The organism is Flavobacterium sp. AC274 (assembly GCF_979258275.1).
Genome location: NZ_OZ409852.1, coordinates 13,078 through 28,401, shown reverse-complemented (window position 1 = coordinate 28,401; position 15,324 = coordinate 13,078). Strand labels below are relative to the sequence as shown.

General features: G+C 33.4%; 10 protein-coding genes and 2 pseudogenes. 8 read left to right on the top strand and 4 right to left on the bottom strand.

What is annotated here, in order from left to right; translation table 11 throughout:
- The first annotated feature begins 16 nt into the window (after positions 1-16).
- From ACZZZT_RS00105 to ACZZZT_RS00080, 6 genes are all read left to right on the top strand, one after another.
- Positions 17-184 (top strand): hypothetical protein, encoded by a 168-nt coding sequence (locus tag ACZZZT_RS00105; protein WP_463459041.1) that lies wholly within the window; start codon positions 17-19, stop codon positions 182-184.
- Positions 185-1,283: 1,099 nt separating this feature from the next.
- Complete coding sequence (locus ACZZZT_RS00100) at positions 1,284-2,261, top strand: pyruvate dehydrogenase complex E1 component subunit beta (RefSeq protein WP_042566137.1); 978 nt, start codon at positions 1,284-1,286, stop codon at positions 2,259-2,261.
- 69 nt (positions 2,262-2,330) lie between these two features.
- Positions 2,331-4,832: a DUF5686 and carboxypeptidase-like regulatory domain-containing protein gene (locus tag ACZZZT_RS00095; RefSeq protein ID WP_463459040.1), complete on the top strand. Its 2,502-nt coding sequence runs from the start codon at positions 2,331-2,333 to the stop codon at positions 4,830-4,832.
- A gap of 301 nt (positions 4,833-5,133) precedes the next feature.
- Entirely contained in the window at positions 5,134-5,733 is a 600-nt protein-coding gene (locus tag ACZZZT_RS00090; protein ID WP_463459039.1) for a DNA-3-methyladenine glycosylase family protein, read from the top strand.
- Between the two features lie 110 nt (positions 5,734-5,843).
- Entirely contained in the window at positions 5,844-6,374 is a 531-nt protein-coding gene (locus tag ACZZZT_RS00085) for an inorganic diphosphatase (RefSeq protein ID WP_042566140.1), read from the top strand.
- A 111-nt stretch (positions 6,375-6,485) separates the two neighbouring features.
- On the top strand, positions 6,486-9,032 hold the full coding sequence (locus tag ACZZZT_RS00080) for a sodium-translocating pyrophosphatase (protein ID WP_463459038.1): 2,547 nt from the start codon (positions 6,486-6,488) through the stop codon (positions 9,030-9,032).
- Between the two features lie 47 nt (positions 9,033-9,079).
- Here the strand turns inward: ACZZZT_RS00080 and ACZZZT_RS00075 are convergent, their stop codons facing one another.
- From ACZZZT_RS00075 to ACZZZT_RS00060, 4 genes and pseudogenes are all read right to left on the bottom strand, one after another.
- Positions 9,080-9,448, bottom strand: a complete 369-nt coding sequence (locus ACZZZT_RS00075; RefSeq protein ID WP_463459037.1) for a helix-turn-helix domain-containing protein — start codon at positions 9,446-9,448, stop codon at positions 9,080-9,082.
- Between the two features lies 1 nt (position 9,449).
- Positions 9,450-9,746, bottom strand: coding sequence for a type II toxin-antitoxin system HigB family toxin (locus tag ACZZZT_RS00070; protein WP_042566143.1), 297 nt, complete (start codon positions 9,744-9,746; stop codon positions 9,450-9,452).
- A 178-nt stretch (positions 9,747-9,924) separates the two neighbouring features.
- Positions 9,925-10,538, bottom strand: a pseudogene (locus ACZZZT_RS00065) (deoxynucleoside kinase).
- Positions 10,538-11,347, bottom strand: a complete 810-nt coding sequence (locus tag ACZZZT_RS00060; RefSeq protein ID WP_463459036.1) for a hypothetical protein — start codon at positions 11,345-11,347, stop codon at positions 10,538-10,540. Before ACZZZT_RS00060 ends, ACZZZT_RS00065 begins: the two are co-directional and overlap by 1 nt.
- A gap of 234 nt (positions 11,348-11,581) precedes the next feature.
- Here ACZZZT_RS00060 and ACZZZT_RS00055 point away from each other — a divergent pair, with 234 nt between their 5' ends.
- Both ACZZZT_RS00055 and ACZZZT_RS00050 read left to right on the top strand, forming a co-directional pair.
- Positions 11,582-12,490, top strand: coding sequence for a GLPGLI family protein (locus ACZZZT_RS00055; protein ID WP_463459035.1), 909 nt, complete (start codon positions 11,582-11,584; stop codon positions 12,488-12,490).
- 101 nt (positions 12,491-12,591) lie between these two features.
- Positions 12,592-15,278: pseudogene (locus tag ACZZZT_RS00050) on the top strand (carboxypeptidase-like regulatory domain-containing protein).
- Positions 15,279-15,324 lie beyond the last annotated feature (46 nt).

The following is a 15,324-nucleotide window of genomic DNA, read 5'->3' as shown; positions in this document are numbered from 1 at the left end:
TACATTCGTAAAAAGTATGGATAAATTGGTAGATAAATATAGTAAGGCTGGAGAATATAAATTAATGAGTAAAGCCATTATTTTAAGAGATGGATTAAATGCCGCTTCATCTTTTAAACAAAGTTGGTCTAATATTAGACAATCTTTGGTAGTTCCTGCATCTCTAACTAATCCATCATTTTAAATGAGAAATAAAAACTTATGTAAAGCACTAATAATAAGCTTTTTTTACGTACTATTGGGAACTATCGCTGTTATGGTAAGTTTTCCTGATTATTCAATAATGGGTTTTGACTATAATAATCCTTTGTGGTTACCTCTAGTAATATTAACTATTCCAGTAAATATTCTATTATTTGGCTTAGTAATGGTTGATATTTCCTTTATAGCTATCTTTATCCTACAATCAATAGTGTTTTTAATAACTTGGCTAGTAGTTTTTAAACTTCTAAATTTTATGAATAAGAGAAAGTACCCGAAAAGATCCTGACCACAGCTCCCGCACGAATCCTTTCGTGTGGTTCAAAGAGCATCGACAAAGAATAAAAGCATTAAACCTCGCCAAAAATGGCGAGGTTTTTTTATGTTTCCAAACGAAATAAATAGCTGTGTTTTTTTGGGGAGAATGCCCCGCTGAGAGTTGTAATTGAAAGGAAAAATTCCTGGCATTATCTTAAAAAAAATGCTTAGTCATGTGGCGATTGAACAAATAAAAAACAAATCCTAGTGCGTGGGCAGAAGCGTCGGGATCGGGAAAGGTTTTGAAGAAATGTGATATTTTACATAATGAGTTTATAGTGCAGCGCGATAGCGGTACCACTACAATGACTTATTATGTAACATAGCTTTGAGGATAGGGCTAAAGTTGCAGTTTAGGATATTTTGTAAAATGATCGTGACTGATAAAAGATAAATTACAATGTGCATAAAAAAGGAGTGTTGAGGTTGTAAAACTTTGTATTGAAAGTCATTTAAGAATAAATATTTTAATGTCTAAGCTATTAAACGTGAAATCGCCTTATATGTACTTTTTAATTACCATCATTCTTAAATGAATAATAGATAACCGACGTTAAAAAGATAAAATAAAATTTTTCTAAAAAATGGTTTTCACAAGCGAAATAACCAACGTTACATCGATTTCGTAAATATCACAATAAAGTTTAAAAAGTTAAAACCTAAATATAGAAAGAACTTCGAGTGATTTTAAATTCAATTTATGCTTTTAAGTTATTTAAAATATTTATTTTTGCTCTTCAGAAAATTCAACATACAATATAAATATGAGAACAATACAATTTAGAGAGGCCATTTGTGAAGCGATGAGCGAAGAAATGCGTCACGATGAATCCATATATTTAATGGGCGAAGAAGTTGCAGAATATAATGGAGCATATAAAGCTTCAAAAGGAATGCTTGCTGAGTTTGGCGAAAAAAGAGTAATCGATACTCCAATTGCTGAGCTTGGTTTTACAGGAATTGCAGTAGGATCAGCGATGAACGGTTGTCGTCCTATTGTTGAATATATGACTTTCAACTTCTGTTTAGTAGGTATTGATCAAATTATAAATAACGCTGCTAAAATGCGTCAAATGACAGGGGGACAATTTAATGTGCCAATCGTTTTCCGCGGACCAACTGCTTCTGCAGGTCAATTAGGAGCAACACACTCTCAGGCTTTAGAAAACTGGTTTGCAAACACTCCGGGACTTAAAGTTGTTGTACCTTCAACTCCTTATGATGCAAAAGGACTTTTAAAATCTGCAATTCGTGATAATGATCCTGTAATTTTTATGGAATCTGAGCAAATGTATGGTGATAAAGGTGAAGTGCCAGACGGAGAATACACAATTCCATTAGGAGTTGCTGATATTAAACGTGAAGGAAAAGATGTAACTATCGTTTCTTTCGGAAAAATCATTAAAGAAGCGTTTATTGCTGCCGATGAATTAGCTAAAGAAGGTATTTCATGCGAAATTATCGACTTAAGAACCGTTCGTCCTATGGATAAAGATGCAATTCTTAAATCTGTTAAAAAAACAAACCGTTTAGTAATTTTAGAAGAAGCCTGGCCATTTGCAAGTATTTCATCAGAAATTACATATATCGTTCAAGAGCAGGCTTTTGACTTCCTTGATGCGCCAATTCAACGTATTACAACTGCAGATACTCCTGCACCTTATTCTCCAGTATTATTAAAAGACTGGTTGCCAAATGCAGGTGATGTAGTAAAAGCAGTTAAAAAAGTGTTATACAAATAATACAAATTTAAAATACTCACAAAACTTCATCATTCATAGTTAATTGATGAAGTTTTTTTTGCCCAGACAATGAAAAGAATAATTTTACTTAGTCTATTTTTGGTATTCGCATTTGCGAATATTGCTACTGCACAAACGAAAGTGAGTGGAATTGTTTTGGATAAATCAAATCAGCCCATTCCGTTTGCAAATGTTGTTTTTAAGGGATCAAATACCGGAATAGTTTCTAATGAAGATGGGCGTTTTTATCTTGAATCACCAAATACTTATACGGCTTTACTAGTTACATCTGCAGGATTTTCAGATAAAGAAGTTCCATTAGATAAAGCTGTAAATTATGATTTTAAAATTGTTTTAGGGGAAGCCGAGGCGCTTAATGAAGTTGTAATTTTTACCGGGAAAACATCTAAAAAGAACAATCCGGCATTAGATATTTTGAGAAAAATCTGGGAAAGAAAGCGTAAAAACGGTTTATATCTTTTCAACCAATATCAAATGCAAAAGTACGAGAAAGTCGAGTTCGACATGAACACGATCGATAGTGCTTTTATGAAAAACAAACTTTTTAAAGGAATGGAGTTTGTATTTGATCATGTTGATACATCAGATGTTACCGGAAAAACCTATTTGCCTATTTTCATCAATGAATCGGTTTATGATGTTTATGGCGATAACAAATTAAAGAAAGTAAAAGAGAATATTACAGGAAACAAAATGTCTGGTTTCAATGGAAATCAGCAGATTTTGTCATTTGTAAAAGATCTTTATTCAGACTATAATATTTACGATAATCACCTTACCTTTTTTGATAAAAGTTTTACAAGTCCGCTTTCAAAAACCGGAATTGACGTCTATAATTATGTTTTAAAAGACAGTGCATTTATTGACAAAAAATGGTGTTATAATATTGTTTTTTATCCAAGGCGAAAAAATGAATTAACCTTTAAGGGAGATTTTTGGGTAAACGATTCTACTTTTGCCATCAAAAAAATTAATATGGGTGTTACTAAAAGCGCCAATATTAACTGGGTAAAAGATATTTATATCGAACAGGAATTTGAGGTAGAAAATGATTCTGTTTTTTTATTGACGCGCGATTACATGATGTCTGATTTTGCTTTAAATAAAAAAGAAAAATCAAAAGGTGTTTATGGAAAACGTACCACATTATTCAGAAATCATAAATTCAATATTCCAAAGCCGGAGAAATTTTATAAAGAAGAAGTCAATTTTATAGACAATGCTGTCTATGACAGACCACCTGAATTCTGGGAAGAAAATCGTTTTGAAAAATTAAATAAAGACGAAGCCGGAATTTATAAAATGCTTGACACGTTGCAAACAGTGAAGCGATTTAAACAATTATACAGTCTCGTTTCGATTTTAGGAAGCGGTTATATCGAGTTTAAAAACTTTGATTTCGGACCTATATTTTCTACGTTTGGTTACAACGAAGTCGAAGGTTTACGATTAAGAGCAGGAGGCCGAACGTATTTTGGACCAAATGATCCATGGCGTATACAAGCTTATACAGCCTATGGTTTTGATGATAGTAAATTCAAGTACGGAGTTTCAGGGAAATGGATGGTAGATAAACAAAAAAGAGTCATCATTTCTGGAGGAAACAGGCGTGATATTGAACAAATTGGAGCCAGTTTAACCACAACAAACGATATTTTAGGCCGAAGTTTTGCTTCTTCAGCTTTGTTTACAACTGGAAGCAACGGAAAATTAACCAATATTAATTTGAGTAATATTTCGGTTGAAATGGAACCAATGAAAAACTTTGTTGTTCAGGCTGGACTTTCATATCGTACTTTAGAATCAGCTTCACCAACTTTTAGTTTAAATTATTACAGTACATTGCCCACAGCAGAGAATCCTGCAGGAGTTGTGCAAAGTGCCGTAACACAATCAGAAGCTAATATCCAGTTCGAATTTATGCCAAACCGTAAAACAATTGGTTTTGGGGTAGAAAGAGATCTTGTCGATAGTCCTTTTAGTCATTTCTTTGTAAACTTTAGTTATGGTTTAAAAGGAGTATTAAACAGTGATTTTGCTTACGAAAAAATACAAGTATTCTATAAACAGCCAATTATTATCGGGCCTTTGGGAAGATCAAATATTATTTTGGAAACAGGAAAAACTTTCGGAACAATTCCGCTAGGATTAATGAGTGTAATTCCCGGAAACCAGACTTATTTTACGATTGAAAATACCTTTAGTAACTTAAATTTCTACGAATTCATAACAGACCAATACACTACTTTGCAATGGAATCATGATTTTGGAGGAAGATTATTTGCAAGAATCCCTTTTATGAGAAAACTGAATTGGAGAGAGTTTGTTGGTGTAAAAGCAGTTCATGGAACTATTTCTGCGGCAAATAGAGCAATAAATGCTTCAGATCAGCCTTATAATGCACCAGAGAATGTATACTGGGAGTATAATGCAGGAATTGGAAATATCTTTAAAGTTTTCAGAATCGATTTCTCCTGGAGAGGAAGTTATCTAAATACTCCGGATGCTAATAAATTTGCAGTAAAAGGATCTTTCGGATTCTATTTCTAATAAAATAAAGTTATACTACAAAGACGCCAAGCCGCTAAGTTTTATTCTTGCAGTTTGGCGTTTTTGTCATTTTATTTAAAAATGCAGTTGAATTATTTCACGCAGATTTTTTTGTTCGATTCAAATTAAAAATCTGCGTTTATCTGCTTAAATCTGTGTGCAAAAAAACTTCGCGACTTCACGCCTTTGCGAGATTTTTTATTAATTTTAGAAGCTATTCCCGCTATCCGCTTGTATCTTTTCCTAGCTAAAGAAGCTAGAAAAAGGATACCGCTTCTATCGGGGCTAAAAACTCTTAGGTATGCAAGAAGCCATTGATTTTCTATCAACTAAAAATCCAATCTTTCAGGAAATTATAGAAAAGTACGGATTACCGCCCATTCCAAAACGTCCACAAGGTTTTGAAACTTTGGTATTGCTTATTCTTGAGCAACAAGTTTCTATAGATTCGGCGAAAGCCACATTCTTAAAGATCAAAGGATATACTACTTGCAACCCGGAAACAATGTCGGTTTTGTCAGATGAAGAATTCAGAAGTCTTGGTGTAAGTCGTCAGAAAACAAAATATATTAAAATTCTGGCTGATGCAGTTTTAAGCAAAGAACTGGATATTGAAAGTTTGGCTACAAAGTCGGCACAACAGGTTCGGGAAGAATTGATCAAATTAAAGGGAATTGGAAATTGGACGATCGATATTTATCTGATGTTTTGTTTACAAGAGCCTGATTTGATTCCGCTAGGCGATATTGCAGTCGTAAATACAATTAAAGAATTACTCGATATTCATGATAAACAAGAAATGGAAATTCATGCCGAACAATGGAAGCCATATCGATCTTATGCAACATATTTGTTATGGCATTATTACCTAAATAAGCGAAATAGGAAAATTACATATTAACTGTCTGTTATTTAAAAGAAAAGTAGGCAGATTAATGCAGTTTTTTATTGTAAAAAAGGATTGTTTGGTTACTTTTGCAATCGCAATTATAGAAATAATAAAAAACGAAAATGACCGCAGACAAACTAACAACTTTCGATGTATTAATCGAAATACCAAGAGGAAGCAGAAATAAATATGAGTACGATTTTGAAATCAAAAGAATGCGTTTCGACAGAATGTTATTCTCTTCAATGATGTACCCTGCTGATTACGGATTTATTCCTGAAACTTTAGCTCTTGATGGAGATCCTCTTGATGTATTGGTTTTAGTAAACGAACCAACTTTTCCAGGATGTGTTATGGAAGTAAAACCAATTGGTGTTTTCCATATGGCTGATGATAAAGGACCGGATGAAAAAATTATTTGTGTACCGGTTTCAGATCCAATCTGGAATTCTTTAAATGACCTTTCAGATATGAATCCACACTTAGTAAAAGAAATCGAGCATTTCTTCCAGGTGTACAAAGATCTTGAAAACAAAAAAGTAGATGTAGAAGGTTGGGGAGACGTAAACGAAGCTTTTGCAATTATTGCTGAGTGTACAAAACGTTTTAACGATATCGAAAACAAACCAGAGGGATTATTTAGTATTAAATAATTTTTACCCTGTTCTATTATAAAAAAAGCAATACTCCGTCAGGAGTATTGCTTTTTTGTTTAAATTCGTTTAGTTAGATTGTTGATTATTAACCAAAACCATTACTATATTATGAATGCATTTATGATTTACTTGCCAATCGTTATGGCAATTATTGGATTACTTTTCATGGGAATAAAAAGGACTTGGGTTTTAAAACAAGATGCAGGCGACGGAAAGATGAAAGAGATTTCAGATCACATTTACGAAGGCGCCCTCGCATTTTTAAAAGCAGAATATCGATTACTAACCTTTTTTGTAATTGCTGCAAGTTTAGTTTTAGCCGGAATATCTTTTATTGTTCCTACCACACATATATTAATAGTAGTAGCGTTTATTTTTGGAGCATTTTTCTCAGCATTAGCCGGAAACATGGGAATGAAAATAGCAACTAAAACGAATGTAAGAACAACACAAGCCGCTCGTACAAGTTTACCGCAAGCCTTAAAGGTTTCTTTTGGAGGCGGAACCGTAATGGGATTAGGTGTTGCAGGTTTGGCTGTTTTAGGATTAACAGGTTTTTTTATTATTTTCTTTCAGATATTCATGAATGGAGTTTGGACTTCATCTCAAGATATGACTAAGGTTTTAGAGACATTAGCAGGATTTTCACTTGGAGCAGAATCTATTGCTTTGTTTGCGAGAGTTGGCGGTGGAATTTACACTAAAGCCGCCGACGTTGGTGCTGATTTAGTAGGTAAAGTTGAAGCTGGGATTCCGGAAGATGACCCTCGTAATCCTGCGACAATTGCAGATAACGTAGGAGATAATGTGGGAGACGTTGCCGGAATGGGGGCTGATTTGTTCGGTTCGTATGTGGCAACTGTTTTGGCTGCAATGGTTCTGGGGAATTACGTTATCAAAGATATGGGTGGAAATATCCAGGATGTCTTTGGCGGAATCGGACCAATTTTGCTTCCAATGTCAATTGCAGGTTTCGGAATTTTATTCTCGATTATCGGAACTACGTTAGTAAAAATCACAGATGAAAATGCTAAAGAAGCACAAGTTCAAAAAGCATTAAATATTGGAAACTGGGTATCGATCGTTTTAACTGCAATCGCCTGTTTCTTTTTAGTAAAATACATGCTTCCAGAAGTAATGACAATGGAGTTTTTTGGTGAAGGATCTCAACAAATTTCGTCACTGCGAGTTTTTTATGCCACTTTGGTCGGATTAATTGTTGGTGGTGCTATTTCATCAGTAACAGAATATTATACAGGATTAGGCACAAAACCGGTTATGGCGATTGTGCAAAAATCTTCGACAGGAGCAGGGACAAACGTAATTGCAGGTTTGGCAACAGGAATGATCTCTACTTTTCCAACAGTATTATTATTTGCTGCCGCAATCTGGATTTCGTATGCTTTAGCAGGATTTTACGGAGTTGCATTGGCAGCTTCTGCAATGATGGCAACAACTGCTATGCAATTAGCAATTGATGCTTTTGGGCCAATATCTGACAATGCCGGAGGAATTGCCGAAATGAGCGAATTACCAAAAGAAGTTCGTACCAGAACCGATATTTTAGATTCAGTAGGAAACACAACCGCAGCAACCGGAAAAGGTTTTGCAATTGCTTCTGCAGCATTAACTTCATTGGCATTATTTGCAGCGTATGTAACTTTTACAGGAATTGACGGAATCAATATTTTTAAAGCGCCAGTTCTGGCAATGTTATTTGTTGGTGGGATGATTCCTGTGGTTTTCTCAGCTTTGGCTATGAATTCTGTTGGAAAAGCTGCAATGGACATGGTTTACGAAGTACGTCGTCAGTTTAAGGAAATTCCGGGCATTATGGAAGGAACCGGAAAACCGGAATACGGAAAATGTGTTGAGATTTCGACAAAAGCCGCTTTACGCGAAATGATGTTACCGGGAATCTTGACAATAGGTTTTCCGATTGCAATTGTGCTATTAGGAAAATTAGTTTATGGAGATAACAACCAATTGATTGCTGAAATGTTAGGAGGATATATGGCAGGCGTTACAGTTTCAGGAGTGCTATGGGCAGTTTTTCAAAACAATGCCGGAGGAGCCTGGGACAACGCTAAAAAATCTTTTGAAGCCGGAGTTTTAATTAATGGTGAAATGACTTATAAAGGTTCTGATGCACACAAAGCAGCAGTAACCGGAGATACAGTTGGAGATCCGTTTAAAGATACGTCAGGACCTTCAATGAACATCTTAATTAAATTAACTTGTTTGATCGGATTGGTAATTGCTCCAATTTTAGGAGAAGGACATTCAGCTTCAGGAATTGCAGAAAAAGGTGCTTGCTGTAAAATGGAAATGCATGCAGGAACTGCTTCTAAATGCGGAAATCTGGCCATGCTGACCAAAGAAGAATGTATTAAAATGTGCAAAGAAAAAGGATGTTCTGCAGAAGAAACGGCAAAATGTCTGGCGCATTACGATGCAAACGGGAAATATCCGAATCAAAAAACAGATTGTTTTGATACAAGAAAATACAGCAAAAACAGAGTTGAGGTAAATTTATCTACGATCAATGGTGTAACAGTTGGAACTGTAACCAAAACCGAAAACGGCACAACAACAACAGAAGTTTTTGAAGGTACAGAAGCTGACGTAAAAGCGAAAATAGAAGCTGTAAAATAGAAGACAACCTGATAAGCTTTGTCAAAATTTAAAACTTTGACAAAGCTTTATTTAACTAAAGCATATTCCTTAATTAAAGTTGAGGCAGGAATATTAAGTTTTTCATTTAAAACCCTAATTTGTGTAATTGTTAAAGCTCTTTTTCGTTTAAAAATTTCCGATACTCTAGAGCGGCTATTTAATATTATACCTAAATCAGCATCAGTAAGTCCATTTTGTTCCATCATAAATTTAATAGCTTCAATTGGGTCTGGTTCTGGAATTGGATAATGTATTTTTTCGTATTTTTCTATAAGAGTTACCAAAATGTCTAATTCGTCAGCCTCATCTGTATTAGGCCTAGCATCAAAAAGAGTATTTACTCTCTCTAAAGCTAAATCATAATCTTGTTCTGTTTTAATTGGTCTTATATCCATTTTACAAGTTTTTAATATCTTTTAAATCGTCATATTCATTGTGGGTTCCAACAAATAGAATATAGACAATTTGTGTTTCATAATTAATTTTTACAATTAAACGATAATGGTTTCCACAAATATTAAAAACCACTTTGTTATTCCCTATAAAATCTGCAGAACCAAATAAAGATTTTATTGAATTAGAATTATCAAAATTGTTTTTATCAAAAACCTGATACCAAGATAATAATTGTTGTTTTGCATTTGGAAATCTTTCCCAAAAATTCTGCAAGGTTCTTTTGGCTATTATTCTCATAATTAACTATGGCAAATATACTGAATTTTCCCAAAACGGGAAAATATTTTTAAACGAAATAAAAGTAAGAAATTAATTATAAATAAAATTATCTTTTAAAATTTTAGTAACAAAAAATGCCTCTAAAATTTTAGAGGCATTTTTCTATTAGTGTAAATTCGTGAAATTCGTGTTTTTTCTAAAACAACCCATTCAATTCAGCATCAATTCTATTAATGATGTTTCCTAAATCTTCAGGATTATCTACAAAATTGATATTATCAACATCAATAATCAATAATTTTCCTTTTGAGTAAGTCTGAACCCAGGCTTCGTATCTTTCGTTCAAACGGCTTAAATAATCGATAGAAATAGAGTTCTCGTATTCGCGTCCGCGTTTGTGAATTTGACCTACTAAGTTTGGAATAGAGCTTCTCAAGTAAATCAATAAATCAGGAGCTTTTACCAAAGATTCCATCAATTCAAAAAGTGAAGTATAATTTTCGAAATCGCGACTTGTCATCAATCCCATCGAATATAAATTGGGAGCAAAAATATAAGCATCCTCATAAATGGTTCTGTCCTGAATGATTTTTTTCCGCTTTCGCGAATTTGCTGCACCTGACGAAATCTGCTGTTTAAGAAATAAATCTGCAAATTAAACGACCAACGCTCCATCTGGTGGTAAAAATCATCCAAATACGGATTATCAACAACATCTTCGTAATGTGGTTCCCATTTAAAATGTTTGGCTAATAATTTAGTCAAAGTAGTTTTTCCAGCGCCTATGTTTCCTGCTATTGCTATGTGCATTACGGTGTTACGATTTTATAATTGGTAATTTCTTTAGTTGTAAAAATAGATAAAATTTGGTCTTTGTAGCAGAATTTATCAAAGGTTTTTTCTAAAACTTCGATTTCAGAAACAGTATTCGAATTTGTATCAGAAATGTCTTTAAAATACAACAAATTAGCCTTGCTAAAAATGTACTGATGATTGTTTATAATTTCTAAATCATCAAAATCGGGTATTTTTCCTAAAGCAGTTGTTTTCCCGAAAATATCGCAGGAAAACCAATTATTCTTTTTATCAATCCAGTAAAAAGTATTAAAATCAGTTTGATAATATTTAATGGTTTCTGTTAATGGCGTAGAAACTGTTTTGTATTCATTTTTTAAATAATCAAAAAGACCAATTTGCTGGTTTAAGGTATTAAAAATCCATAATTGATTTTGAGTAGACATACCAATTGCTGGAACAACAATAGGAATATTGTTTTGAGAAAAATTAATTTCTGTCATTTTATTCAATTGATTGTCAAGTAAAACAACAGTATTAAAATCTTCGTAGAATAAAACAATTTTCAAAGGATTCAGAATATCTGCTTTAGTAATATTTCCAAGAGAAATGCTTTTGTATTCAAAAATCTCATTTCCTTTTACTTTGCTGAAAACATTGTTTTTTATCTGATAGGAAAATCCAAAAGAGTCATAACCTATAAATTCATCAGCATCTAATTTAAAATGAGAGATTGAAGTGGAATTTAGCTTTTGGTTTTGCGAAAAAACAGAGACAGTACAGCCGATAAATAATAAAAATAAAATGCGAACTGTATTGCCCATAATATTAAGATTTCAGAAGAGCCAAATTACAAAAAACTACCCGATGAATATCCTAAATAAGACATATTTACGTGAATTTTCCATTTAAACCGTTGTAAACCGTAATAGTCTAACTAATAGGCAATTTTGTCTATACCTTACAGCAATTGATATATTTAACTTTCAGTATTTTAAAATAAATAATACATTTGAATGTAAGTTTTATCGGATTTACTCAATTTTAAACAAAACGAAATGAAAAAAGTAATTATATATATGTCTTTGATCCTTGTATTTACTCAAATGCAGGCTCAAAAAGATTTTCAAGGAATGGCTGTTTATGAGTCAAAAACGCAGGCGCCAAAATTTGAAGGTATGCGGGGCGGTAATCGGGATATTACGCCAGAAATGCAAAAGAACATGGAGGAGCGAATGAAAAAAATGCTGGAGAAAACGTTTATTCTGAATTTTGATAAATCGGCTTCTATATATAAAGAAGAAGAAAAACTGGACGCGCCCGGACAACAAGGCGGCGGAATGCGAGTAATGATGAATTCGTTTATGGGCGGCGGCGGAACTTTTTATAAAGATGTAAAAACGAAATCATATACAGTTGATAAGGAATTTATGGGAAAAGAATTTCTCGTTGTTGATTCCTTGCCAAAATTGAATTGGAAATTAGAACAGGAAACCAAGCAAATTGGCGGTTACAATTGTTACAAAGCTACGGCTGTAAAAGAAGCCAGTAAAACTGATTTTAGAAATTTCAGACCTAAAAACAACGAAGATAAAAAACCCGAAGAAAAGAAAGACGAAGCCAAAAAAACTTCGGGAGAAACAAAAACCAACTTTGAAGATAATTTTGAAATGCCAAAAGAAATTATCGTAACAGCTTGGTATACGCCGGAAATTCCGGTGAATCAGGGGCCGGAAAACTATTGGGGTTTACCAGGTTTGATTTTAGAAATAAACGACGGAAGAACAACGATTTTATGTTCGAAAATTGTTTTGAATGCCAAAGAAAAAGCAGAAATAAAACCATCTAAAAAAGGAAAAGTAATTTCGCAAAAAGATTACGATGAAACCGTAATTAAAAAGATGGAAGAATTTAGGGAAATGAATCGTGGTCGTGCAGGTGGACCACCTCCAATGATGGGAAGATAAAATTTATAACTTTTAAATTTCCATCCCGAAGCCTCGGGACCAAATTTCAAATTGCTTTGTCTGTTCGCTATCGCTCGGGTTCAAATTCCAAAATTATTAAAATGAACAAAATACTTTGTTTCGTAGCCTTTTTATTGACTTCTGTTTCCTTTTCTCAAAGTGTTCGTTATGATGGATTCATTCAGGACGAGCAGAAAAATCCGTTAGAAATGGCCAATATTATGGCTGTAAATTCGGCTACAAAAGCTATGGATTCGTACGGAATTACAAATGATAAAGGAAGATTTCAGCTTACTCTGAAACCTAACGCATCTTATATCGTGAAAATCAGTTATCTCGGAATGAAATCGAAAGAAATTACTATTTCGACAAAGACTGAAAATATAGTACAGAACATTGTCATGGATGGCGCCGGAATTGAATTGGAAGGCGTAGAAATTGTGCGTGAAATGCCCGTTTCCATAAAAGGCGATACCATTGTTTATAATGCAGATTCTTTTAAATCGGGAACAGAAAAAAAACTGGAAGATGTACTGAAAAAGCTTCCCGGAGTTGAGGTAAATGCTGATGGAGAGATTGAAGTTGAAGGAAAAAAAGTTAGCAAATTGATGGTTGAAGGCAAAGATTTTTTTGACGGAGATACCAAACTCGGTGTTAAAAATATTCCTGCCGATGCCATTGATAAAATTCAGGTTTTGCGAAATTATAACGAAGTCAGCGCCTTAAAAGGTTTAGAAAACGATCAGGATAATGTGGCGATGAATATTAAACTGAAAGAAGGCAAAAAGAACTTTTGGTTTGGTGATGTTACCGCAGGAATTGGAGTTGGAGAACTCGATAGCCGATATATTATTAACCCGAAACTATTTTATTATAGTCCGAAATACAGTATAAATTTAATCACCAATTTCAATAATATTGGAGAACTGCCGCTTACGGCACAGGATTATTTTAAGTTTACGGGAGGTTTTAAAAATATGATGAAAAAGGGCGGAAGTAATTTTAATATTTCTTCGAATGATATTGGTATTTCGCTTTTGAGAAACAATCGCGCCAAGGAAATTGAAACGAAATTTGGAGCGACAAATTTTGCTTATTCCGTTACAAAATCATGGAATATTAGCGGTTTCGGAATTCTTTCAACTTCAAAAACAGATTTGGAAACCAAGTCCCAAACTACCATTATAGATTCTGGCGATCAGCAAAAACGAGATGAATTAACCCATCAAAAAAACAATTTGGGTCTTTTTAAACTGAGTTCAACATATAAACCAAATGATAAATTTCAATTTGATTATGACATCTTAACAAAATTATCAAAACAAGATGAAGACACCAATTTGTTGCGGGAATCTGTTGTTGATAATATTTCGGATACCGAAACTATTTTAACGAATAAAAAGCAGGATCCAACATCGGTAAATCAAAATTTGAGTTTGTATTATACGCAAAGCACCAAAAATATTTTTGCTTTTGAAATGCAGCATTTATATCAGGATGAAAATCCGTTTTATAATGCCAATTTAAGAACACAGCCTTTTGATTTGGCAGGCTATGTTTCCGGACAAGACAGAAATGATTTGAATCAGGATCGTTTTGTAAAAACCAATAAAATCGATGCAAAACTGGATTACTATTATATGGTAACGCCAAAAAGCAACATCAATATTACATTTGGGAATACCTATTCACATCAAAATTTTAATTCTCATATGTTTCAGATTTTGGATAATGGTGACAAAAATGACCTGAATACTTCGGAAAATAACAATCAGGTAAATTATAATTTTGATGACGTGTTTTTAGGATTTCATTATAAAATATTGACAGGGAAATTTACATTAACGCCCGGATTTAGTGTGCATTCGTATGCAATGAAAAACACGCAGTTAGGAACAGATTACTCTCAGAATTTTACAAAAGTATTACCGGATTTTTTTGCTCTTTATCAAATTAAAAAAGCAGAAACGCTAACTTATAATTTCTCTTTGTCAAACGATTTTACAGATGTTAATCAATTGGCGGCGGGTTATGTTTTATCTGATTACAGTAGTTTGTTTAGAGGAAATCGTTTTCTGGAAAATGCTACTTCGCAGGTACATACGTTGCGATATTTTAAATATAATATGTTCAATTTTGAAAATATTTTTGCGAATGCAACCTATACTAAAAAAGTCGATGCGATAAAAACAGCAGCAGAATTTACAGGAATTAATCAGTCATCTGTTCCTTATAATTCAAATTTGGCAGATGAAACTTTTTCGGGAATGGGAAATTACGGTCGATCATTCTTGAAGAATTATAAAGCTTCTGTAAATGCAAGTTTCAATTGGTCGAAGTTTAATAATATTCAGAACAATCAATTGGCTACAACAGAAAGTTTTGTACAGAGTTATACTGTAAAAGCTTCAACAAATTATAAAAACTTGCCCAATATCGAGTTTGGATACAATGCGTTAATCAATAAATACAGTGGTTCGACCTATTATACAGACAAACCTTTTGCGAGATTAGATTATTATTTTCTGAATAGTTTTTCGTTTGTTTCAGAATATGAATTTTACCATTATTATAACGGAAATAAAACAGTCAATAACGAGTATGATTTTCTGAGTGCCAGTTTAATTTATCAAAAAAAGACAGCAAATGGGAGTATAAAATATCGGCTACAAACTTGCTAAACACAACCTATTTAAATGATGACAGTTTTTCGCAGTTTTCTACAAGGGTTTCTCAATATACCGTGCAGCCGCGCTATATTATTTTTTCGATGAAATATAATCTATAGTATCTATTAAGTATCTATTTTTGGATTTAAGGCAATTGATTTCGAT

Excerpts from the sequence above, each read along its gene's own strand:
- ACZZZT_RS00105 (WP_463459041.1), top strand. The coding sequence starts at position 17 with ATGGATAAATTGGTAGATAAATATAGTAAGGCTGGAGAATATAAATTA.
- ACZZZT_RS00100 (WP_042566137.1), top strand. The coding sequence starts at position 1,284 with ATGAGAACAATACAATTTAGAGAGGCCATTTGTGAAGCGATGAGCGAA.
- ACZZZT_RS00095 (WP_463459040.1), top strand. The coding sequence starts at position 2,331 with ATGAAAAGAATAATTTTACTTAGTCTATTTTTGGTATTCGCATTTGCG.
- ACZZZT_RS00090 (WP_463459039.1), top strand. The coding sequence starts at position 5,134 with ATGCAAGAAGCCATTGATTTTCTATCAACTAAAAATCCAATCTTTCAG.
- ACZZZT_RS00085 (WP_042566140.1), top strand. The coding sequence starts at position 5,844 with ATGACCGCAGACAAACTAACAACTTTCGATGTATTAATCGAAATACCA.
- ACZZZT_RS00080 (WP_463459038.1), top strand. The coding sequence starts at position 6,486 with ATGAATGCATTTATGATTTACTTGCCAATCGTTATGGCAATTATTGGA.
- ACZZZT_RS00075 (WP_463459037.1), bottom strand. The coding sequence starts at position 9,448 with ATGGATATAAGACCAATTAAAACAGAACAAGATTATGATTTAGCTTTA.
- ACZZZT_RS00070 (WP_042566143.1), bottom strand. The coding sequence starts at position 9,746 with ATGAGAATAATAGCCAAAAGAACCTTGCAGAATTTTTGGGAAAGATTT.
- ACZZZT_RS00060 (WP_463459036.1), bottom strand. The coding sequence starts at position 11,347 with ATGGGCAATACAGTTCGCATTTTATTTTTATTATTTATCGGCTGTACT.
- ACZZZT_RS00055 (WP_463459035.1), top strand. The coding sequence starts at position 11,582 with ATGAAAAAAGTAATTATATATATGTCTTTGATCCTTGTATTTACTCAA.